At 57.7% G+C, this 20,491-nt stretch carries 19 protein-coding genes; 15 read left to right on the top strand and 4 right to left on the bottom strand.

What is annotated here, in order from left to right:
* Positions 1-56: 56 nt before the first annotated feature.
* Positions 57-1,139 carry a patatin-like phospholipase family protein gene (locus tag CFT65_RS03175; protein WP_088826577.1) on the bottom strand — a complete coding sequence of 361 codons (1,083 nt, stop codon included), beginning with the start codon at positions 1,137-1,139 and terminating at the stop codon, positions 57-59.
* A 194-nt stretch (positions 1,140-1,333) separates the two neighbouring features.
* On the opposite strand from CFT65_RS03175, the gene CFT65_RS03170 reads away from it, so the two are divergent.
* Positions 1,334-2,401 (top strand): GGDEF domain-containing protein, encoded by a 1,068-nt coding sequence (locus tag CFT65_RS03170; RefSeq protein ID WP_088826576.1) that lies wholly within the window; start codon positions 1,334-1,336, stop codon positions 2,399-2,401.
* Between the two features lie 19 nt (positions 2,402-2,420).
* Here CFT65_RS03170 and CFT65_RS03165 read toward each other — a convergent pair whose 3' ends face one another.
* Complete coding sequence (locus CFT65_RS03165; protein WP_088826575.1) at positions 2,421-3,341, bottom strand: alpha/beta fold hydrolase; 921 nt, start codon at positions 3,339-3,341, stop codon at positions 2,421-2,423.
* A gap of 196 nt (positions 3,342-3,537) precedes the next feature.
* Between CFT65_RS03165 and folE the strand changes: the two genes are divergently transcribed.
* The 11 genes from folE (at position 3,538) to CFT65_RS03110 (ending at position 15,799) form a co-directional block, all read left to right on the top strand.
* Positions 3,538-4,107 (top strand): GTP cyclohydrolase I FolE, encoded by a 570-nt coding sequence (gene folE, locus CFT65_RS03160; RefSeq protein ID WP_088826574.1) that lies wholly within the window; start codon positions 3,538-3,540, stop codon positions 4,105-4,107.
* 24 nt (positions 4,108-4,131) lie between these two features.
* Positions 4,132-4,506: a dihydroneopterin triphosphate 2'-epimerase gene (gene folX, locus CFT65_RS03155; protein WP_088826573.1), complete on the top strand. Its 375-nt coding sequence runs from the start codon at positions 4,132-4,134 to the stop codon at positions 4,504-4,506.
* A gap of 23 nt (positions 4,507-4,529) precedes the next feature.
* A complete protein-coding gene (locus tag CFT65_RS03150; RefSeq protein ID WP_088826572.1) occupies positions 4,530-4,967 on the top strand; it encodes a CoA-binding protein in 438 nt (145 codons plus the stop codon).
* Positions 4,968-5,237: 270 nt separating this feature from the next.
* The gene (locus tag CFT65_RS03145; protein ID WP_088826571.1) at positions 5,238-7,472 is read left to right on the top strand and encodes a putative bifunctional diguanylate cyclase/phosphodiesterase; all 2,235 of its coding nucleotides are present in this window, start codon (positions 5,238-5,240) and stop codon (positions 7,470-7,472) included.
* Positions 7,473-7,522: 50 nt separating this feature from the next.
* Positions 7,523-7,834, top strand: a complete 312-nt coding sequence (locus tag CFT65_RS03140; RefSeq protein WP_088826570.1) for a hypothetical protein — start codon at positions 7,523-7,525, stop codon at positions 7,832-7,834.
* Between the two features lie 121 nt (positions 7,835-7,955).
* A complete protein-coding gene (locus CFT65_RS03135; protein WP_088826569.1) occupies positions 7,956-8,399 on the top strand; it encodes a MerR family transcriptional regulator in 444 nt (147 codons plus the stop codon).
* 6 nt (positions 8,400-8,405) lie between these two features.
* Positions 8,406-11,027 carry a heavy metal translocating P-type ATPase gene (locus tag CFT65_RS03130; protein ID WP_088826568.1) on the top strand — a complete coding sequence of 874 codons (2,622 nt, stop codon included), beginning with the start codon at positions 8,406-8,408 and terminating at the stop codon, positions 11,025-11,027.
* A gap of 126 nt (positions 11,028-11,153) precedes the next feature.
* Entirely contained in the window at positions 11,154-11,603 is a 450-nt protein-coding gene (locus CFT65_RS03125) for a DUF411 domain-containing protein (protein WP_088826567.1), read from the top strand.
* A 154-nt stretch (positions 11,604-11,757) separates the two neighbouring features.
* The gene (locus CFT65_RS03120; RefSeq protein WP_088826566.1) at positions 11,758-13,476 is read left to right on the top strand and encodes a diguanylate cyclase; all 1,719 of its coding nucleotides are present in this window, start codon (positions 11,758-11,760) and stop codon (positions 13,474-13,476) included.
* A 72-nt stretch (positions 13,477-13,548) separates the two neighbouring features.
* On the top strand, positions 13,549-15,534 hold the full coding sequence (locus CFT65_RS03115) for a ribonuclease R family protein (protein WP_088826565.1): 1,986 nt from the start codon (positions 13,549-13,551) through the stop codon (positions 15,532-15,534).
* Positions 15,535-15,595: 61 nt separating this feature from the next.
* Positions 15,596-15,799 (top strand): hypothetical protein, encoded by a 204-nt coding sequence (locus CFT65_RS03110; protein WP_088826564.1) that lies wholly within the window; start codon positions 15,596-15,598, stop codon positions 15,797-15,799.
* A 10-nt stretch (positions 15,800-15,809) separates the two neighbouring features.
* On the opposite strand, the gene CFT65_RS03105 is transcribed toward CFT65_RS03110, so the two are convergent.
* Positions 15,810-16,703, bottom strand: coding sequence for an acyltransferase (locus CFT65_RS03105; RefSeq protein WP_088826563.1), 894 nt, complete (start codon positions 16,701-16,703; stop codon positions 15,810-15,812).
* Between the two features lie 220 nt (positions 16,704-16,923).
* Here CFT65_RS03105 and CFT65_RS03100 point away from each other — a divergent pair, with 220 nt between their 5' ends.
* Positions 16,924-18,075 carry an alpha/beta fold hydrolase gene (locus CFT65_RS03100; protein WP_088826562.1) on the top strand — a complete coding sequence of 384 codons (1,152 nt, stop codon included), beginning with the start codon at positions 16,924-16,926 and terminating at the stop codon, positions 18,073-18,075.
* Between the two features lie 144 nt (positions 18,076-18,219).
* Here the strand turns inward: CFT65_RS03100 and CFT65_RS03095 are convergent, their stop codons facing one another.
* Positions 18,220-18,891 (bottom strand): haloacid dehalogenase type II, encoded by a 672-nt coding sequence (locus CFT65_RS03095; RefSeq protein WP_088826561.1) that lies wholly within the window; start codon positions 18,889-18,891, stop codon positions 18,220-18,222.
* Positions 18,892-19,024: 133 nt separating this feature from the next.
* Between CFT65_RS03095 and CFT65_RS03090 the strand changes: the two genes are divergently transcribed.
* Both CFT65_RS03090 and CFT65_RS03085 read left to right on the top strand, forming a co-directional pair.
* Positions 19,025-19,498, top strand: a complete 474-nt coding sequence (locus CFT65_RS03090) for a hypothetical protein (protein WP_228705773.1) — start codon at positions 19,025-19,027, stop codon at positions 19,496-19,498.
* A gap of 33 nt (positions 19,499-19,531) precedes the next feature.
* A complete protein-coding gene (locus CFT65_RS03085; protein ID WP_088826560.1) occupies positions 19,532-20,443 on the top strand; it encodes a LysR family transcriptional regulator in 912 nt (303 codons plus the stop codon).
* The last annotated feature ends 48 nt before the right edge of the window (positions 20,444-20,491 follow it).

Here is a 20,491-nt window from a genome sequence, read left to right as displayed (position 1 = left end):
TCCTCAATTCGTGACTGTACCGAACCAGTATAGACACTCTTATAGAAACACTGCGTTCAGAGGGGCCTGACGATTTCCATCAGACGCCCGGTTTCGATAAGCTCCAGAAACTCGTCACCCAGGCGGTCACTCTCGGCAATGGCCGATCGCCAGGCCCGTTCCCGGCCGGCATCATCACCGACATAGCGCTCGAAATCCTTCCGGTCCGGGAGTTTCCGGTCAGGCAGAGATTCCAGATAGGTTTTTGAGGGTGCAATCAGCAGTACATCCTGCAACCGGGTGGCGTCGCCCCGCCGCCAGGGCAGAGACTTGTCGAACCAGCCGGGCACCACCTTATCGGTGAAGTGCGGGTAGAGCACCACGCCGGGCTGCTGGTAGGGCAGATCCAGGTGATAGTCCAGAAGGCCACCGTCACGGTAGACCCCTTCGGGTGCACCGGGAATATTGCGGACACCGGACATCACCAGGGGAATGGACGCAGAAGCCAGAAGGGCAGGCAGCAGGTTTTCGCGGGTCAAGGCAACCTCGTGGCTGGGGAAATCCACCAGCTTTGCCACAGGCGCTTTCAGACGGGCGTCGTGGATGATGCCCCGCTCCATAAAACGGCCCAGATGCCGGCGACTGACCATATTGGCACTGATGGCGCTCATCAGGCCGAGACCCAACCGCCCACGCGCATCCTCCGCCAGCATGCCAAGACTGCGAACAACCACAACGTTCAGTCGGTACCATGGGTGGTTCAGAATGGCGTCTTCCCGGCCACCGAGCAGCTCTTCCAGAAACAGCACGCTCTTGCGGCTCACCTCCGCAGCGCTGACACCCTTGGCAAAGCGTTGTGCGGTGTAAAGCTCCGCCAGCCGGGCGAGCTGGGCTTTCGGATCATCGGAGGAGGCCACAGCGGCAAACCGCCAGCTCCCGATCGACGAGCCGATCAATGATCGCTCCTGCCGAACCCTCGGCAGCCAGTCACCAAAAATGGCTTTATCCAGGCCACTTATTCCCAGAGCCTTGGGACCACCGGCAGCACCCGGAATGACATGCACGTCCTCGGGCGAAAACGGTTTTTCCCTGAGGCGCTGCATCGCGCGACGGCCGGCCCGGATCGTCAGAGCCGGTTCTCGGGTATGAATAGCAGTCATAGGGTGTCCCTGGGCGTATCCCTGAATTGTTCCCGCGGAGTTTAGCGAAGTGGACAAGGCGCGGCCAACTGAACAAAACTAATGGTGGTCATAAACGACGCTATCTGGTTCATTAGAGAAACGGCCATGCTAGACTTCAAGACGGTCCCGGCACAGGACGCGGGCGGATACGACTCGGACAGCGGGAGTATGCTGTGAATTTTTCGGTAGCACCCTCTACCCTTGCAACCAACCCGACCCTCGCGGTGCTGGGTTTTAAACGTCAGCTGGTCTATCACCTCCATTTCTGGGCGTTCATCGCGGTCGCACCGCTGGTTTTGGTGCAATGGCAGCAATCCCATTATCTGCTTTCTTCCTTGCTGGTTGTCTTTTGTGCCAATGCCCTGCTGGTCATCGCTTTTTTAAGGTTCCGTGGCACCTACTTTCTCAAGGGCCGACTTTTCCCGCTGCTTGCCGTCGTCAGTGCCGCCTACTCCACACACATCAATGGCCACGCCGGCCTCTACTGGGCGTACCCTGCTGCCATGGCCCTGTTTTTCCTGCTGCCCCTGAAGGAAGCAATCGCCAGCAACATTATTTTTGTGGTGGTTATGGCTGTAGTCTCCTTCCTAAGCTTTCCTGAGGCCGACTTCTGGAGGATCACCTTTTCACTGGGCCTGACCTGCCTGTTTGCGATGATCTTCGCCTGGTTGGTGGGGCGGCTTCAGCAGGAACTCACCCGTCTGGCAACCACCGATCCCCTTACCGGCTGCCTGAACCGGTCACAGCTTGCCGATATTCTCAACGGCCAGATTCAGATGCGGGAGCGGTATGAGCGGGTATCCAGCCTGATTTTGCTGGATCTGGACTACTTCAAGACCATCAACGATCAATGGGGCCATCTGGCCGGTGACAAGGTTCTCACGGAGATGGCTCTGCGTTTGGGCAAACGACTAAGGGAAAGCGATCAGCTGTTCCGAATCGGCGGCGAGGAGTTCATGATCGTCCTGCCGGAAACCCGCCAGAAAGATGCCGATGTGCTGGCGAATCAGCTTTTGAAGAGCATCAGCGCCCGACCATTTCTTGAGGACATCAGGGTGACGGCCAGCGCCAGCGTCGCTGAAGTCAGCAAGGGAGAAACCTGGTCGATCTGGCTGAACCGGGCAGATCAGGCACTTTACGAAGCGAAGTCACGGGGTCGCAACCAGGTGGTCAATGCCGCTCGACCACTTCCGGTTGTGGGCCGCGGCGCCGAAGACATGCCCGATTCCGCGTCGGGCTGAAACACAGTAGCTGCCTCGCTTACTGATCGCAGCGTTTACGAAACTCCCGGTAGGCGCTGAAAACGTCCCAGGGGCACTCGAAATGCGGGTAGTGCCCGATGTTTCTCAGAGTCACTACATCGCCATCAGGTATCAGTTCCCGGTACCGTCTTACCATACCGGCGCCCGACACAGGATCCGCCGTACCGGAAATCAGTCGCATCGGCTGAGTCGCCTTCTGCAGCGCGCCAACCCAACGGTTCCGGTGACAACGGCGCTCTTCCATGAACTGGATCAGATGGTGCAGGATGCCCCGACCGTTGTTGTAGGTCAGCAGATGCCAGAAGTCCTCCATATCCTGGCGATCCGGCGGATTCTGATTACCAAACAACCGGCGGAAGTTGCGCTCGAAACTCCGTCGGGTAAGGCCTCGGCTGATTAACCCGCCAAAGGGGCTTCTCAACAGTTTCTGAATCAGCAACGGGTTGTGGACTTCCGGGAAAAGCGCGCCATTCAGGAAGCAGACACTGGCAATCCGGAAAGGCAGACCGCCTTCCTGCTCCCGCGCCAGCAGCTCCTGGGCCACACTGCAACCATAATCATGGACCAACAGGTGCACGGACGGCAGGCCAAGCCCCTCAATCCAACCCTGGAACAGGTCGGCCTGGTCTTCGATGCAGTAGTCGTAATCGGAGGGTTTGTCGGAAAAGCCGAATCCCAGCATATCCAGAGTCAGAACATTGTGCTGTTGAACCAGCATCGGCCAGAGGCGATTCCAGTCCCAGCTGGCGGTAGGAAAACCGTGAATCAGAATCAGCGGTTCGCCCGAGCCTGCCATCCGGCTGAAAATGGCATGCCCCTCGAAACTGAACCATTTACCTCCCTGTTGCCACCCCTCAAGGGTGCCATCTTCGCGCCCCGTGGCGGAAACCCCACCAACGGTTGGCATCACCTCTTCCATGCATTGTCCCCGGCGAACATTCACAGCCTGAAACTTTAGAACAAACCGGATCCCACTACCATAGCCCCACCGCCCAAACCACAAGACGCGACAGCCAAAGTGGTCTTTTCCCGCAATGCCTCCGTAAACCGTAGAGATGGTGGGCAAATTGCCTTAAGCTTTGGCCCTCGTAAGACACTGCTAACCGGAAAAGACTATGAACAAACTCCTTGACGACCTCTCAGGGCACTTTCGTGCCATTATCGATGGTCTGGGCGAAGATCCGGACCGCGAGGGTCTGCAAGACACTCCAATGCGCGCGGCCAAGGCCATGCAGTTCCTCACGTGCGGCTACCAACAGGATCTTGGCGACCTGGTAAACAATGCGGTATTCGAGTCGGCCATGGACGAGATGGTCGTGGTTCAGGATATCGAGCTGTACAGTATGTGTGAGCACCACATGTTGCCGTTTATCGGCAAATGCCACATCGCCTACCTGCCCCAGGGCAAGGTGCTGGGTCTGTCCAAATTTGCCCGCATTGTCGACATGTATGCCCGCCGACTGCAAATCCAGGAAAACCTGACCCGCCAGATCGCCGAAGCCGTCGAAAGTGTCACCGGCGCGAAGGGCGTGGCCGTCGTTATCGAGGCGCAACACATGTGCATGATGATGCGAGGCGTGGAGAAACAGAATTCCCGCATGAAGACCTCTATGATGCTGGGACAGTTCCGCAAATCCCAGGCTACTCGCACCGAGTTTCTGACTCTGATCAGTAACAACCGCTGAAGCACCAGAACTGAGGGAGGCCGCATGACAGACGTCCAAGGGAATCACCTGGCAAAGGTCCGCATCAAGGATCTCCTCCTGAGAGCCTACATCGGCATAAAGGAAGAGGAAATCAACAACCAGCAGGACGTGTTGATCAACGTCAGCCTGACCTATGACGCTACCGAGGCGGTCAACCGGAACGAGATCGCGGCCGCCCTCAACTATCGCACCATCACCAAGCAGATCATTCATCATGTGGATGGCAACCGGTTCGCCCTGCTCGAACGCCTGACCCACGAGGTTCTGACCATCGTGATGGAACATGAGGCAGTGCAGTGGGCCGAAGTGGAAATCGACAAGCCTCACGCGCTACGCTACGCGGAATCCGTGTCTGTCTGTCTTCAGGCACACCGTTAATTCAGCGAGGTTCCCCCAGCACCATGCCCAGCAATAACCCGGACCAGATTCGTGACATCCTGACGACGGTCAGGACCATTGCCCTTGTTGGCGCCAGTGAGAAGACCAACCGGCCGTCCCACGAGGTCATGGAATACCTTCAGGCCCATGGCTATCGAATCCTCCCGGTGAATCCCCGTCTGGCAGGCAAGACGGTACTCGGCGAAACCGTTTACGCCGATCTGAACAGCCTGCCGGAACCAGTGGACATGGTTGATCTGTTCCTGGCACCGGAACGCACCGATGCGATCATTGATCAGGCTATCGATCTCAACATCCCCGTCGTCTGGTTGCAGATTGGTGTTATCAATGAGGAGGGAGCTGCCAGGGCAGAGGCCGCAGGACTGACGGTAGTGATGGATCGTTGTCCCAAGCAGGAAATTCCCCGCCTGGGAATTCCCAGGGTTGCTGAACCCTCCTGAAACCTGAGCCGAACCAGCAACCAAGTCACACTTCAGGCACCTGACCAGGGTGCCGGTTTTTCGACGCACCCCTAACAGAAGCCGCCTTGAAGCAGTCAATGCGCTCCCCGACGTCGCGTTTGGCATTTCATTGCGAGGGAGAATCCACCCACTCATGGCGGTCCCGCCACAAAATGATTCATAATTGGTGATAGGATTTCACGTTATTCCTTTACCGATACGCTTTTGGAGTAAGTTTTGAAAGAACAATCATCACCTGCCAATGTAACGATGTCGGGCCTTCTCAGTCCGGCATTTCCGGTGGTGATATTCCTTATTTTTCTCGGCTTGGCAGGCGGTCTTTATTACGGATTGACCCAGCAGGACCGGAATCAGATCCAGAGCAACCTGGAAAACGAAGCGGTTGCAACAATCAACAACCTGAACCGGGAAATACGCATCTACACCGATGCCATCCGACGAATGGCTCGCCGCATGGATGACGATCCTTCTCTGACAAGAGAGCAATGGCGGCAGGATGCACGCAATTATCTTGAGGATTTTGGTGTCTATCAGGCCATTGAATGGATCGATCCCAGCTTCGTAATTCGCTGGTTGGAACCCGTAAGCGGCAATGAAGAAGTTCTTGGTTTTAATGTGGCCTTTAACCAGCAGCGCCGTCTCGCGTTAGAACGGTCGAAGCGCACTGGCGAGCTGGATCTCTCCGGCATCATTGAGCTCCATCAAGGCGGCAAGGGTATGGTTATCTACGCGCCGGTTGACTCTGGTGCAGACAACAACGGCTTTATTGCCGGAGTCTTCCGCATGGACGTGATTGCCCGGCAGCTCCTGACCAACAGAGTCATCGACGCATTCCAGATAGAACTCTACGAGCAGGGTGAACTGAAATACCAACTCAACGAATCGTTACCCGTTCACCCGCACTTTTCGGTTCGCAGGACAGTTGATATCCCGGCAACCGATTGGGAGCTGGTGTTGCGCCCGTCCCGAAACTGGGTTAACCAGCAATACAGTCGATGGCCTGCTCTGACTTTTTTCACTTTCCTTATCATGGGCGTCCTTACCAGCCTGACCACACTATTGGTTCAGTTGATTCTGAAACGCAATCGGGCATTGTTAAAAACGCGACGGGAGCTGGACGAGGAGATTGAGCAACGTACGGCGATTCAGAAAGATCTGGCCCGTCTGGAATCCACCGATACGCTGACCGGCCTGGCGAATCGTCGATTCTTCATGGAAGATCTGTCCCACACCCTGAACATTGCCGATCGTCAGATGCGCCAGGTTGCCCTGGTGATGCTGGACCTGGATCGGTTCCAGACGCTCAACGACTCCCTCGGCCACCAGTTCGGGGATGAACTGCTGATCAAGGTGTCCGAGCGGCTCAACCGTCTGAGTAACGAACGGCTGCTGGTGGCCTACTCCGGGGGCGACGAGTTCATGTTCTGCCAGCAACAGGTGGATGACATTGATGACATCATTCACTTGCTGGGTCAGATCAAACAGTGCTTTGATCAGCCCTTCAGTGTTCAGGGGCAGTCCCACAGCATTACCGCCACCATGGGCGTGGCGGTGTACCCGCAGAGCGGTCTGGACTCGGATACGCTGTTGCGTAACGCAGACATTGCCCTCTACCGGGCCAAGGAACAGGGCAGGAATACCTACCAGTTTTACACTGAGGGCATGCAGGAACGGGAAGTTATGCGCCTGGAGCTGGACAAGGATCTGAGCCAGGCCCTCGCCAACAACGAATTCGTGCTCTTCTATCAGCCCCAGCTGAACCTGGACACCGGTGAAATGCAGAGTGTCGAGGCGCTGATCCGCTGGCGCCATCCACGCCGCGGTCTTCTGCCGCCAGTCGAATTCATCCCTCTGGCAGAGGAGAGCGGCCGAATCACCGATATTGGCCGCTGGGTAGTCATGGCGGCCTGTCGGCAGCTGGCGGCATGGAAAGGCACTCCCCAGGAGGGCCTGCGCATTGCAGTCAATCTCTCGGGCCGGGAGCTGGACGACGAAGACCTGGTGGATCACATTCGAGAAGCCCTGGCAGCGGAGAATGTGCCGGCGGACCGTCTGGAGGTCGAGCTCACCGAAGAGATCTTCATCCAGAATATCGAGCACAATCGCAATCAACTCTCCCGTCTGCACCAGTTGGGTGTTCATCTGGCCATTGATGACTTCGGAGTCGGCTATTCGTCTCTCGGTTACCTGCGGGATTTCCCGGTCGACCTGCTGAAAATCGACCGCTCGTTTATCACGGAAGTCACCGAACGCCATGACGATGCGGTGATCACCCGGGCGGTGATAAACCTGGCCCACAACCTGGGCATTGAGGTGGTGGCCGAGGGTGTGGAAACCGAGGAGCAGCTGAGTTTCCTGAAAAATCACCGTTGCAACTTCGCCCAGGGGTATCTGATCAGCCGACCGATTCCGGTCGCCGACCTTGAGCAGGCTCTTGCCTCAGGCGTTCTGATGGCAGGCATTACGGCCGATTCCGGATTGTAATTGCCGCGGCCCGTCCCCAAGATACGAATAAATCCTCCAGGTGAGATTCTATGGCTGCGCAATACCTGACTCCGGAACAGGACGAGAAGATTCGCCAGTGGGAACGCTGGAACCGGAACTATTTCATTTTTGCGTTTATGGCGCTTACCATCATTCTGGTGTTCAGCAGTCAACTGGGATTGTCCAGCGGTGACAGCTGGGGCCCCCTGGGTGTTCTGATCGCCGCTCTGATCACGCCCATTATTGTTCTGCAACTGAAGCTGGCTTGCCCGGCCTGTGGCCACAAGATTGGCTGGCAGGCGAAGCTGATGGCGCCGGATCAGTGCAAGACCTGCGGTACGTTTCTACGCTCCCGGGATTAATAGCCCTCCTCAGACTTCTTCCCCAAAAAACCTTTGACCTGTGAGTTGCTCACAGGTTTTAGGCTATTCTCAATGTAAAGGATTTTGCCGTGTTGAGGCAGAACCGAATTGAGAACAGACGATGAAAGTTAAAGAGATTGCAGAAGCCGCTGGCGTAAACCCGGATACGGTCCGGTTTTACACCCGCGAGAACCTGCTCAAGCCGACCCGTAACCCGGACAACAACTACCAGCAGTTCGATGCTGAGGATCTCCGACGGCTTCGGTTTGCCCGCAAGGCCCGACAGCTGGGATTTTCGTTACCCGAGATACGGCAGATTCTGGATCAGGCGGACGATCATCATTCGCCGTGTCCGATGGTGCGGGATGTGTTTCAGCACCGGCTGGCGGAGGTTGAGCGGGAAATTCGGGAATTGCAGCAGCTGCGCAAGCGGATGACCGCTGCGTTGGCTGCCTGGCAGGACATGCCGGATGGTACGCCGGATGGCCATACAATCTGCCGGTTGATCGAGCACTGGGATGATCCGGCGCCCTGTTGCGGGGCAAACGAACAGAACGAGGGGTGATTCTGGATGACTGACACACCTGTTTTACAAACGACGCTCAGCATTTCCGGGGCGTCGTGCCAGGGCTGTGCGAAGAAGATTCGCAACGCACTGGAACCATTGACCGGCGATACCGGGCTGGTCGAGGTAGATCTGGAAAAGCAGACCGTGGCCTTGCCGGAAGGTGTCGATGCCGCTGAGGCGGCGCGTATTGTTACCGAGACCGGCTACCCGGCTGAGCCTTTCCAGAAAGGCGCCGAGCCGGACAGTTGCTGTTCTTCAGGTAACAAGGAAAAGGCCGACTCCATCGAAAACCCTGAAGATCAGACAACCGGAGAAGATTCGGCGCCGACGGGCTCTGAAGCGACAACCGGTGCGAACGGGCAGATTCATCTGTCGGTGACGGGAGCGACCTGTGCCTCCTGTGTAAACACAATTGAGAAGGCCCTGATGTCGGTCTCCGGTATCAGTCATGCCCACATGAACCTGGCAGACAACACAGCCACGGCCACGGGCGATGCCGATCCCGAGGCGCTGGTGAAGGCGGTCGAGAGTTCCGGCTATGGCGCCAGCGTGATTGAGGACGAGGACGAAGCCGACGATCGCAAGCAGGAGCAAGACCGGAAGCAGTACAAGACCCTGCTGGTGAAGATGGCGGTAAGTCTGGGCCTGGGTCTTGGGCTGATGGTCTGGGGCATGGGCTTCGGCACCATGATGGTGACGGACGCCAACCAGGGCACCTGGCTCGGCCTGGGTGTGCTGACACTGATCGTGATGGCCGCCACCGGCGGGCATTTTTATACCGGCGCCTGGAAGGCCTTCCGGCACCACAACGCCAACATGGACACCCTGATTGCCCTGGGTACCGGCACCGCCTGGCTCTATTCCATTGTCGTGGCAAGTATTCCCGGTGCTCTGCCGGAGATGGCTCGTCATGTCTACTTTGAGGCCTCGGCGATGATTATCGGCCTGATCAACCTGGGTCAGGCGCTGGAGCTTCGGGCCAAGGGCAAGACTTCCGAGGCCGTTCGCCGGTTGCTGGACCTGCGGGCAAAAACGGCGCGGGTGATTCGCGATGGTGAAGAGCAGGACCTTCCGGTCGAGGAGGTTCGCAAGGGCGATCATATCCGGGTAAGGCCCGGGGAGAAATTACCGGTCGATGGCGTGATTGCCGAAGGCTCCACCCGCATTGATGAGAGCATGCTCACGGGTGAGCCCATGCCGGTGAGCAAATCGGAAGGCGATGAGGTTTCTGCCGGCACCCTGAATACCCACGGTTCGATCGTCTATGAGGCCACCCGGGTAGGCAGTGAAACCGCGCTGGCCCAGATTATCAAACTGGTGAAGAAAGCCCAGGGCTCCAAGCCCGCCATTGGTCGGCTTGCCGACAAGATTTCGTCGGTGTTCGTGCCCACCGTCATGCTGATTGCGGTAGCGGCGGCGCTGGTCTGGTACAACGTCGGGCCGGAACCGGCCGTGGTTCACATGATGGTGGCTGCCACCACCGTGCTGATCATTGCCTGTCCCTGCGCTCTGGGTCTGGCCACGCCGATGTCGGTCATGGTCGGTGTTGGCAAGGCCGCGGAATACGGCGCGCTGATCCGCCAGGGCGATGCCCTTCAGACCGCTGGCAAGCTGGACCTGGTGATACTGGATAAAACCGGCACCATCACCGAAGGCCATCCGGCGGTTACCCGGGTTCACGCCAGCAGCGGGGATGAGCAGCACCTGCTGGCTCTCGCAGCGGGGCTGGAACAACACTCCGAACACCCTCTGGCTGAGGCCATTCTGGCGAAGGCCGAAGAGGAAAGCGCCGAGCCGGAGAAGGTGACCGGTTTTGAAGCCCTGAATGGCAAAGGCGTGCAAGGTGAACTCGACGGCAAGCCCGTGCGACTGGGCAACCGTCGCTGGCTGGAAGAACAGGGCATTGCCCTGGACGATCTGGCCGATGCCGCCCGCTCGATCACCGAAGAAGCCGGCACTCCTCTTTTCCTGGCATTGGGTAACGAGGCCCTGGGAGTCATCGGTGTTGCCGACGCCATCAAACCGGACTCCAAGGCCGCGATCCAGCGCCTCCACGAGGCCGGCATCAAGGTGATGATGGTCACCGGCGATGTCGACGCCACCGCGAAGGCCATCGCGAAGAAGGCCGGTATCGATGACTACCGGGCGGAAGTGCTGCCCGAAGACAAGGCCGAGGTGGTCAGCGAAATGCGCGGCAAGGGCCATATCGTCGCCATGGTTGGCGACGGCATCAACGATGCTCCGGCCCTGGCAGCGGCGGACGTCGGCTTTGCCATCGGCACCGGCACGGATGTGGCCATTGAGAGCGCCGGCATCACTCTGATGCGTGGTTCCCTGCACGGCGTGCCCGATGCCATCGAGATTTCCCGGGCCACGGTGAAAAATATTCACCAGAACCTGTTTGGCGCGTTCGTATACAACACAATGGGTATTCCGGTGGCCGCCGGCCTGCTCTACCCTGTCTGGGGAATACTGATGAGCCCGATTCTGGCAGGTGCCGCCATGTCCCTGTCTTCCGTGACCGTTGTCTCGAACGCCAACCGTCTGAGGCTGTTCCGAACCAGTCACCGGCCGGAAAAGAACGACAGCAACAGTGATCCGAAACAGCAACAGGAGCGGAATTGATGGAAACACTGCTGGTTAACGTTGGAGGACTCGCCCTGATGGCGGCCATCGTCTGGTGGTTCTGGCTGTCCGGTTCTGACGACACAGGCTCACGTGAACATCAACATCACCACTGAGGTACTTGCCATGAAAAAACACACGCTGGCTTTTGGCCTGATGGCAGCTCTGGGGTTCAGCACCACGGCGCTGGCTGCGGGCGCGGCCCAGAGTATTCACGTCTACAAATCCCCCACTTGCGGCTGCTGCGATGACTGGATCGATCACCTGGAAGAAAATGGCTTCGAGGTGAAAGCAACCGAAACCAACGACATGGGCAGGATCAAGGCCGATGCCGGCCTGATCGCCGGTCTTGGCAGTTGCCACACCGCCTTTGTCGGAGATTACGTCATTGAAGGTCATGTGCCGGCAGACGACATCAAGCGTCTGATCAGCGAAGCGCCCCGGGCCACCGGCCTGAGCGTGCCCGGCATGCCCATGGGGTCGCCCGGCATGGAGATGGGCGACCGGCAAGATCATTACAAGGTCATCCTGTTTAACGAGGCAGGACAGACCAGGATCTTTTCCGAGCACAATTGACATTGATCAAGGAGCAAGGGCCTTCGCTATGTGGCCCTTGCGACCGTTTTTCCTCCAAAATCTCGCCACGCCCTGTCCGTTTTTTCTACACTCTGGTTAACCGGTGTTCTATCATTGGCGCCCAGAAACCCAGAAAAACCGAGAGGGATCCTCGTTGAGCCTTAAAACCCGAATCCTTGGTCTGGCCGCCAGTCTGATAGTTGTGGCTTCACTGGCTTCGTGGCTGGCTTACCGGGAGCTGTCCGAAAACATCATCGAACGCTGGGGCCAGCAGGTTGCAGAAATACAGGTGCGCTACGATAGCGCTCGACTACTGCAGTCCCTGGAACGGGAGATTGGGCTAGCCAAACAGATGGCCAGCTCTCCGGCATTACTCGACTGGGCCAGAAATCCGGATGATGCCGCGCTTGAATCTGAAGCCATCCGCCAGATGGAGAGTTTTCGTTCCAATTTCCGGGACAACAATTACTTCGTTGCTCTTGTTGAGAATGGCCACTACTACTACAACAACGAGGAAAACGAATACGCCGGCAGTCAGTTCCGATATGTTCTCGATAAAGAAAAACCCGACGACGCCTGGTTTTTCCAGCTGATTGATGAAGGTCGGGACTTCCACCTGAACGTCAATCCGGATACCGAACTGGGCGTCACCAAGCTCTGGATCGATGTGTTGATGCGCAACGAGGCCGGCGAGATTGTTGGCATGGTCGGTACCGGTCTGAGTCTGGACGCTTTCCTGCAGGATATTGTCGACATCGGCCAGGAGGGCATCACAACCCTGTTCGTGGACTACAACGGCGCCATTCAGCTATACCGTGACCGGAACTACATCGACTTCGCCAGCATCATCAAACCCGAAGGTCAGAAGAACACGGTCGACCTATTGTTCGATGATCCTCAGGACAAACAGCAGATCCTCGGAATGCTGCAACTGTTGAAAAAGCGCGGAGACCAGGCTGGCGAGGTAGAAAGCGGTTTTGTGACCGTGGATGGCCGCAAGCATCTAGCGGGAGTTGCCTTCCTCCCCGCGATTGGCTGGTTTGAAATCACCCTTCTCGACCTCAATACGCTCCTGCCAACCAGCTACCTGTGGCCTTTGGTGGCCGTGTTCCTGGGCACACTGCTGGTCACACTGGTGTTGTTCCACCTGATTATTCAGTCCCGCATTCTCAAGCCCATCATGAGCCTCGAACACGCCGTGGAAAAAGTCCGGGAGGGCAGCTTCGACCTGCCACGGCTGGATAAACCCGATAACGAGATCGGCTGGCTGGCCGATCATTTCGAGAAAATGACTCAGAGCCTGGGCAACTCTACCCGGGAACTCGAAGAAAAAGTCGCGCAACGAACCGATGAACTGAACCGACTGGCCCGGATCGATCCCCTGACCGGTCTGAAAAACCGTCGCGGCCTGGACGAGGTTCTCGATGAGGAAATCCAGCGGGCCCGCCGCCAGGAAACCGGCTTTGGCGTACTCTGGCTGGACATTGACCATTTCAAGAGTATCAACGACAACCTGGGCCATCAGGCGGGCGATCAGATCCTGTGCCGGGTAGCGCTGTGGCTGAAAGCTGGAGTGCGCCCCTACGATCATCCCGGGCGCTGGGGTGGTGACGAATTCGTGGTTCTGCTGTCACCCTGCGACCCCGAGACGTTGAGCCGCATCGCACTTCGAATCCGGGAATCCGTGGAACAGGAAAGCCAGAAAACCGGAACGCCGGTTACGGTCAGTGTGGGAGGTTATTTCGCCCTGCCAGGTGACAGCACCGACACCATTCTTCGCCAGGCAGATCGGGCCCTTTATCAAGCCAAGCATGAAGGCCGGAACCGGGTCTGTATTACCACCTCGGAAGACCCGGAGATTAACCCCGCGTAACGGGTCTGACTCATACCGCCATAACCGTTATACTCCGCCCCATCATTCATTTTTTACCAGCCAGGTTACTTCATGCTCAATGCCGACGCCCTCAGCCAGTTGCGCCAGCTGAAATCGGATATCAAGGACAACAAGGTGGTCTTTCCAGGTACCGTCAAAGCCACCAATGGCCGCTTCGGATTTGTAGCGCTCGACGAGGGCCGGGATGTTTTCCTTCCCCCCGAGGAAATGCAGAAGGTGCTGCCCGGGGACCGGGTGAATGTCACCGAGCAGGAAGTCGAGAAAGGCAAAATCCAGGGCGTGGTGGACGAACTCCTGGAAACCCGCCTTAACACCTTTGTGGGTCGTTACCTGGTAAAAGGCAAAGGACATTTCGTGGTACCCGAAACGCCGGGCATCAACCGCTGGATCTTCATTCCCCCCAAAGAACGAATGAATGCCCAGCAGGACGATTACATCTACTGCCAGATCCACAAACATCCGATCAAGGACGGCAAGGGCCAGGCCAAGGTGTTGCGGGTGATCGGCAAGGCCGGGGAACCGGGCATCGAACGTTCCTTCACCCTCGCAACCTTTGACCTGGCGGACACCTGGCCGGACGAAGTGCGCACTCAGGCCGACAGCCTCAGTGACAGTGACATCGAATCCCGGGAAGCCGGGCGGGAGGACCGCACGGATCGCCCCTACGTGACTATCGACAGTCCGGGCACCCAGGACATGGACGATGCCCTGCTGGCCGAACCCAACGCCACCGGCTGGTCGTTGTCGATTGCCATTGCCGATCCGACCGCTGTGATCGACACCGACAGCCCGGCGGAACAGGAAGCGTTCAATCGGGCCACCGCTATTTATTTCCCGGGCGAGCCCCTGCCCATGCTGCCAGACAGCATCAGCACCCGCCTGTGCTCGTTGATGCCGGAGGCCAAGCGCCTGGCCCTGGTATGCGATCTTCAGGTTAACAACGATGGCAGCCTTGGCGACTACAGCTTTCATCAGGCGGTTATCCAGTCCAAGGGCAAGCTCAGTTACGAGCTGGTCTCGAATCTGATCGAAGGTCGTGAAGACGACGACATCAAGGCACTGCCGGACGCCGTCGCCAACAGTCTGGACCAACTGCACCAGGCAGCGACAGCACTTCGGAAGTGGCGCGGCGAGCATGCGTTGCTGAGTGGTGACCGACCGGAATTCCGCCTCCGGCTGGACGAAAACAAGCGTATTCGGCTGATCGAACCGTCCATCCAGAATGAAGCCCATCGGCTGGTGGAAGAGTGCATGGTCGCTGCCAACCGCTGTGCCGCGGACTTCCTGAGCAACCACACCGCCGGCCTGTTCATCCAGCATCCCGGATTACGGGATGATCGCGCCGAAAACATTCGGGCATTGATCGACAGTCACGCACCGCACCTCTCGGGAGTCGACGCCCATCAGGCCGAGGGCTTCCGCAAACTGATGAAGGAAACAGACGCCCTGGAAGCCGAGGTACCGGTCAAGGCCATACTGTCCCGCCAACTGGCCCGGTCCGAGCTGAGCTTCAAGCCCGCCCCCCACCATGGTATGGGCCTGGACGCCTACACCACCTTTACCTCGCCACTGCGCAAGTTCTCGGACTTCTACGTGCACCGGCTGATCAAGTCGGCGCTGTGGGATACTCCCATGAAGGCCTTGAGTGAGGATCAGCTGGAGGCCCTGCAAGCTGCTCAGATCCGCGCCCGTCAGGCCGCCAACAGTCTGGAAGCCTGGCTCAAGAGTGACTTCGCAAAAACCCTCGGCGAAGAACCCATGCCCGGCGTTATCAGCCGCACCGTGCCTGCCGGCTTCTTCGTCCGCCTGGATGCCAATGGTCTGGAAGGGTTCGTCAGCTGCAAGGATCTTGATGGCAAGTACAGCTTTGATCCGGTTACCCTGCGCCTGATCCACAACAAGAACGGACGCATCTTCCAACTGGAACAACCGGTAACGGTAAGCTTTGCAGGGGTAGACGAGGAACGCAGGCAGATCAATTTCAAGCTGGTGGAAGCCCGGGAGATCCCGACCGGGACGAGTTCCGACAACGGTTGAAAAACCACACAGGCAGGCGCATCGTATCAATCAGGACATGATCCGATGGTGGAGGTGCGCCATGCCCATCACGCCCGATGAGTTTCTGAAAAAGTACGGTTTCGACAAGGAAGACGAAGAGCGGGACCACAGTCTCCGCCACAACGCCATGGAGCACGCAAAACATCTGCGCAGGCCCCATGCGGGAACGCCTCACGATTGGGAAGAGTGGGAGCGTTACAAGCAGGAACATCCAGATGAAGTGGAGGATGATTCAGACAGCTGATGCCCGGTAATTACCGGGCCAGCATCTGCTCCAACCGCTCGTCCTTGGCCTGCCACTGCTCTCCCAGCCAGTTTTTCACGTTCCGACGGTGCTCAGCATCCGTTGAATAGTCCCGGCCTTTCAGGTGATCCGGGATATCAACGGTGTGGATTTCCATTTTGACTTCTTTTACCCGGCCACAGATAAACTCCCAGAAGGTGGGTGCGCCGTCGGGATAGGCAATGGTCACATCTACCAGGGTCTGGATCGAGTCGCCCATGGCGTCGAGTACAAAGGCCGCACCGCCAGCCTTTGGGGTCAGCAGGTGTTTGTAGGCAGATTTCTGTTTATCGTGTTTGGCCTGAGTAAACCGGGTCCCTTCAACGAAGTTCATCACACTGACCGGGGTGTGGCGGAACTGTTCGCAGGCCCGACGCGTTGCCCGCAAATCTTCACCGCGTTTCTCCGGGTGTTTGATCAGATACTCCCTCGTGTAACGCTTCATAAACGGGAAATCGAGGCCCCACCAGGCCAGGCCTATGACGGGTACCCATATCAGTTGCTGCTTGAGGAAAAACTTCAGGAACGGCGCCCGGTGATTGAAGACCCGCTGCATGGCGAATATATCCACCCAGCTCTGGTGATTGGCCAGCACCAGGTACCAGCTTTCCCGCTTGAGATTCTCGGCGCCTTGCACGTCCCATTTTGTGCCATGGGTAAGCTTCATCCAGCCGGTGTTGCAGGCGACCCAGGCCTCAGCTATCCAGATGATGACTCGGGTGCAGAGTACCCGGAAGCCCTTGATGGGGATGATGAGTTTCAGAATGGCCGGTATATAGAGCAGTATGCACCAGAACAGAGTGTTGATTCCCAGCAGGATGGAGTTGAGTACACCGATCACGGGGGCAGGGAGAAAGCTGAGCATGGCGGTCCTGTTTTTCTGGTTGTTCTTTCCAAATGGGACCTAATGATATCAACCACAGCCCTCATTGGGCAGTGGCCTGAAGTGACCGGTTTGCCCAACGGTTTGGACACTTCTGCCATGGTGATTTACGCCCCAGCATGGATAATCCCGGTTTCTGGCCGAAGAGAATCGAAGTTCGGTAATCCGTATAGTGAGCGTCAAATTTTCCATGGACATGCCCATGCCCAATCTCTTCAAATCCGCCGCCGACCGCGCGGCAGGCGTTACCCGCCAAACGGCCCTTTATGCCGGCAATGCCTTCGACCGAGTGTTCCGGGCCGCCAGCCTGGTTCAGGCCGGGCAGACACCGTTTGAAACCCTGCATACCGACGGGCTGGTCAGCCTGCGTTACTACCCGCCACTGGCCGAGGATTTCATCGAGCTGGAAGATGAGCCCATTGCGGTTGAGCGAACGTCCCATAAAACACCGATTGTCATCGTACCGCCCCTGGCGGTGAATATGCTGATCTATGATCTGTTCCCCCAGCGCAGTCTGGTTCGGTTTCTGCGGGCGAAGGGGTTCGAGGTGTACCTGATCGACTGGGGCATGCCAACCCGTGAGCACAGTCACTACAACCTGCACACCTATGTGGCCGAGTTGTTGCCGGCCTATCTGAACCGGGTTCGGGCGCACAGCGGGGAACAGGAGTTGTCGCTGCATGGCTGGAGCATGGGTGGCATGTTCACGCTGTTCTATTCCGCCCTCAGTAACGACCAGCACGTGCGCAATGCGATCGTGCTGGGCTCACCGATCGACAGTCACGCATCCGGTATTCTGGGGCTTGTGAACCAGCGCATGGCGGACGTGGCCGGGTTTGTCCGGAAACGGACCGGGTTCCGGCTTCACGATGTGAAACCTCACTGGTTTCATACCCCGGGATGGGCCAATACTATCGGTTTCAAGCTAACCAACCCTGCCGCCAGTGTGATGAGTTACTGGGAGCTGATCATCCGGCTGGGTGACCGGGAGTTTGTCGCCAACCATGCGACCACGTCGGCGTTCCTGGACCGTATGGTGGCCTATCCCGGCGGGATTATTCAGGACACGGTGGTGCGGGTCTGGATCGACAACCAGCTGTCCAAAGGTGAGATCCAGATCGGCGAGGACATTGCCAGGCTAGACAATGTGAGTGCCAACTTACTGGCCATTGCCGGCGGCGACGATACGCTCGTGACACCCGGTGCAGCCAAGCTGGTGATGGATCATGTGAGTTCTACGGACAAGACGTTCCGGGTTGTGCCGGGTGGGCATATGGGCATTCTTGCCGGGAGCAAGGCGCCTCGTCAGAGTTGGCTGGAGTTGGCGGAGTGGCTGGCTTTGCGGTCGGACTGAGTTTTTGAGCTTGGAGTTTACCGGCAGGTGTTGGGGAGAGCTTTCCAAAACACGCTACAAGCACATCCCTGTGCGCTTGTTTCGGGCCATCCATGGCCCTCTACAGTTTTGGAAAGCTCTCCCCAACACCCGCCTCCTCTATCTTCAGAGGGTCTTCAGCGTTGAAGGTAATTCAGAGAGGCTTTTGATTACAGCAGACGGCTGAATACCCCAATCTTCAAACACTTTATCTGGGTCCCTTTGTACCCAGATTGCGAGTAATCCTGCAGCTCGAGCCCCAATTACATCCCAGGCGTTACTGGACACAAGACACAGGGGGTTTTCCCAGGAACCAGTGGCTCTCCGGGCGTAAGTGTAAACGGCGGGATCGGGTTTGAAGCTTTTGATGTCATCCACCGAGACCAGACCTTCAAACTGGTTCAACAGATCGTTATGTCCCAGCACCTTTTCCAGCGCCGGATAACCGCCATTGGAAAATGCGAACAACGGATACTCGACTTTCAGACTCTTTAACGCCGGCAAGGCATCACCAAACGCGGGCAGGGACAGGTAAGCCGCCATCAGGGCATTTTCGCGTTCTTCCGACAGGGTCAGTTTGTGAGTGGCCATGGCGTAGCGCAGAGCCTGGCGGGTGCAGACACCGAAGTCTTCGTAGACTTTCATCAGGCCCTTTCGGAAGGAGAACTCCAGCTGCTTCTCCCGCCACAGAGCAGCTACCGATTCTGCCCTGTCGCCGGCATCTTCGGCCAGGAGGCGGGACATGCCCATGGGGTCGACCAGGGTTCCGTAAACGTCGAAAGCAAGGGTCATGGTCATCGGTGGGGCTCCTCATCCGGAAGGCGGTTCGGGGTCGTGTACTGAGGTTACAGTATCGGGATTTGAACGATCACTCAACAGAGTCAACGATGACTACGTTAATGTCGAAAGGAGCGAAAGCCACTCACCGGCTATGACTATCCTCAGGAATTTACTCGTTCTGCTGGTGCTGGCGACCACAGCCGACTCGGTGATCAATCTGGACTATCTCGTCGCTCAGTTCCGGGAGCGGTTTACCAATCCCGGGAATGCCATGATGATTTTTCGGGACACCCGTAAAAACTGGCCGGACAGGCAGGCGGACAAACGCATCCGTTTTCTGAACAGCTATCTGCCTGACGCCAATATCCTGGAGTTCTCTCACCAATCCCTGCTGATTGCGCCGGATAACGATCTCTATGGCCTGGGCGCGCCGCTGCAACGATGCCTGGAACCGAACAACATCTCTCTCGAGGGTTGCCGGCAATTGCCGGAGCGAGATCTCTGGTTCAGCGCCTGGCACGACACGGAACGCCCGGTGTTTACCAGCCGGCTGACCTACAACCCCTGGTTCAGCGAGCTGGCAGAAGCCGTTCAGACATTCATTCAGGAAACGGCTGCGCCGTAGCGCCTCTCCAAACATCGGGTTACACTCCCATTCATGAACCCGATTGATACATTCAACCTGGATTTCCGTGCCCTGAGCACGTTTCTGGCGGTGCTTGATGAAGGCAGCGTGTCCCGTGCCGCGGTTCGGCTGGGTGTTACCCAGTCGGCGGTGAGCCATACGCTGGAGCGGCTGCGCCAGGCACTGGGGGACCCCCTGTTCGTAAAATCCGGGCGTGGCATCGTACCCACCCGCTACGCTCTTCAGGCCGGGCCGCATATTCGACAGATTCTGGATGACCTGCAGTCGCTGTCCTCAGGCCCGCCGTTCAGTCCGGCCACGGCCGAGTTCACGTTCACCATTGCTGCCAATGACTACCAGCGGGATCTGCTGTTGCCCGGGCTGGTGCGTACCTTGCGGCGGGAGGCTCCGGGCATCAGTCTCCAGGTGATTCCGTCCGGCATTCCCCGGGCCGATCTGTTGCGAAAGGATGTGTGTGATCTGGTTATTTCGCCGCATGCGCCGGAAGCGACAGATATTATGCAGCGGGGGCTGATGGCGGATCGGATGGTGGTGTTCTATGATCCCGCATTCCGGAAACCGCCGGCGGATCTGACGGAATATCTGAAGGCGGACCATATTGCCCTGCTGTTTGCCACTGGGGAGAAGCCAACGGTGGAAACGGCCATGGATACCCGCGGTCTGGTTCGCCGCAATGTGGTGACGGTCTCTAATTTTTCCGGCCTGCCAGAATTTCTGCGGGGCACGGATATGCTCGCCACGGCGCCGGAAGGCATGAGCAAACACTTACTCCGCGACTTTGCCTGGGTTCCCCTGCCCTTTGATTTCAAACCCTTTACCCTGCTGATGTTGTGGCATCGCCGCAATCAGAACGACCCTGCCCACAAGTGGCTGCGTAATCAGGTTAATGCCGTCGCCGCTACGCTCAATGGCCTGAACAGCTAATCAATCAGTTTTGCTCATAGGTTGTATGAGCCTTCTTGCCGTTATCTT

The organism is Marinobacter sp. es.048 (assembly GCF_900188435.1).
Lineage (GTDB): Bacteria > Pseudomonadota > Gammaproteobacteria > Pseudomonadales > Oleiphilaceae > Marinobacter.
The sequence above is the reverse complement of the archived record's forward strand: the minus strand, read 5'-3'. Positions and strand labels throughout refer to the sequence as shown.

What these genes read in the sequence shown, in the direction of transcription:
- CFT65_RS03175 (WP_088826577.1), bottom strand. Translation starts at nt 1,139, where the DNA reads ATGACTGCTATTCATACCCGAGAACCGGCTCTGACGATCCGGGCCGGC.
- CFT65_RS03165 (WP_088826575.1), bottom strand. Translation starts at nt 3,341, where the DNA reads ATGGAAGAGGTGATGCCAACCGTTGGTGGGGTTTCCGCCACGGGGCGC.
- folE (WP_088826574.1), top strand. Translation starts at nt 3,538, where the DNA reads ATGAACAAACTCCTTGACGACCTCTCAGGGCACTTTCGTGCCATTATC.
- folX (WP_088826573.1), top strand. Translation starts at nt 4,132, where the DNA reads ATGACAGACGTCCAAGGGAATCACCTGGCAAAGGTCCGCATCAAGGAT.
- CFT65_RS03150 (WP_088826572.1), top strand. Translation starts at nt 4,530, where the DNA reads ATGCCCAGCAATAACCCGGACCAGATTCGTGACATCCTGACGACGGTC.
- CFT65_RS03145 (WP_088826571.1), top strand. Translation starts at nt 5,238, where the DNA reads ATGTCGGGCCTTCTCAGTCCGGCATTTCCGGTGGTGATATTCCTTATT.
- CFT65_RS03140 (WP_088826570.1), top strand. Translation starts at nt 7,523, where the DNA reads ATGGCTGCGCAATACCTGACTCCGGAACAGGACGAGAAGATTCGCCAG.
- CFT65_RS03135 (WP_088826569.1), top strand. Translation starts at nt 7,956, where the DNA reads ATGAAAGTTAAAGAGATTGCAGAAGCCGCTGGCGTAAACCCGGATACG.
- CFT65_RS03130 (WP_088826568.1), top strand. Translation starts at nt 8,406, where the DNA reads ATGACTGACACACCTGTTTTACAAACGACGCTCAGCATTTCCGGGGCG.
- CFT65_RS03125 (WP_088826567.1), top strand. Translation starts at nt 11,154, where the DNA reads ATGAAAAAACACACGCTGGCTTTTGGCCTGATGGCAGCTCTGGGGTTC.
- CFT65_RS03115 (WP_088826565.1), top strand. Translation starts at nt 13,549, where the DNA reads ATGCTCAATGCCGACGCCCTCAGCCAGTTGCGCCAGCTGAAATCGGAT.
- CFT65_RS03110 (WP_088826564.1), top strand. Translation starts at nt 15,596, where the DNA reads ATGCCCATCACGCCCGATGAGTTTCTGAAAAAGTACGGTTTCGACAAG.
- CFT65_RS03105 (WP_088826563.1), bottom strand. Translation starts at nt 16,703, where the DNA reads ATGCTCAGCTTTCTCCCTGCCCCCGTGATCGGTGTACTCAACTCCATC.
- CFT65_RS03100 (WP_088826562.1), top strand. Translation starts at nt 16,924, where the DNA reads ATGCCCAATCTCTTCAAATCCGCCGCCGACCGCGCGGCAGGCGTTACC.
- CFT65_RS03095 (WP_088826561.1), bottom strand. Translation starts at nt 18,891, where the DNA reads ATGACCATGACCCTTGCTTTCGACGTTTACGGAACCCTGGTCGACCCC.
- CFT65_RS03090 (WP_228705773.1), top strand. Translation starts at nt 19,025, where the DNA reads ATGACTATCCTCAGGAATTTACTCGTTCTGCTGGTGCTGGCGACCACA.
- CFT65_RS03085 (WP_088826560.1), top strand. Translation starts at nt 19,532, where the DNA reads ATGAACCCGATTGATACATTCAACCTGGATTTCCGTGCCCTGAGCACG.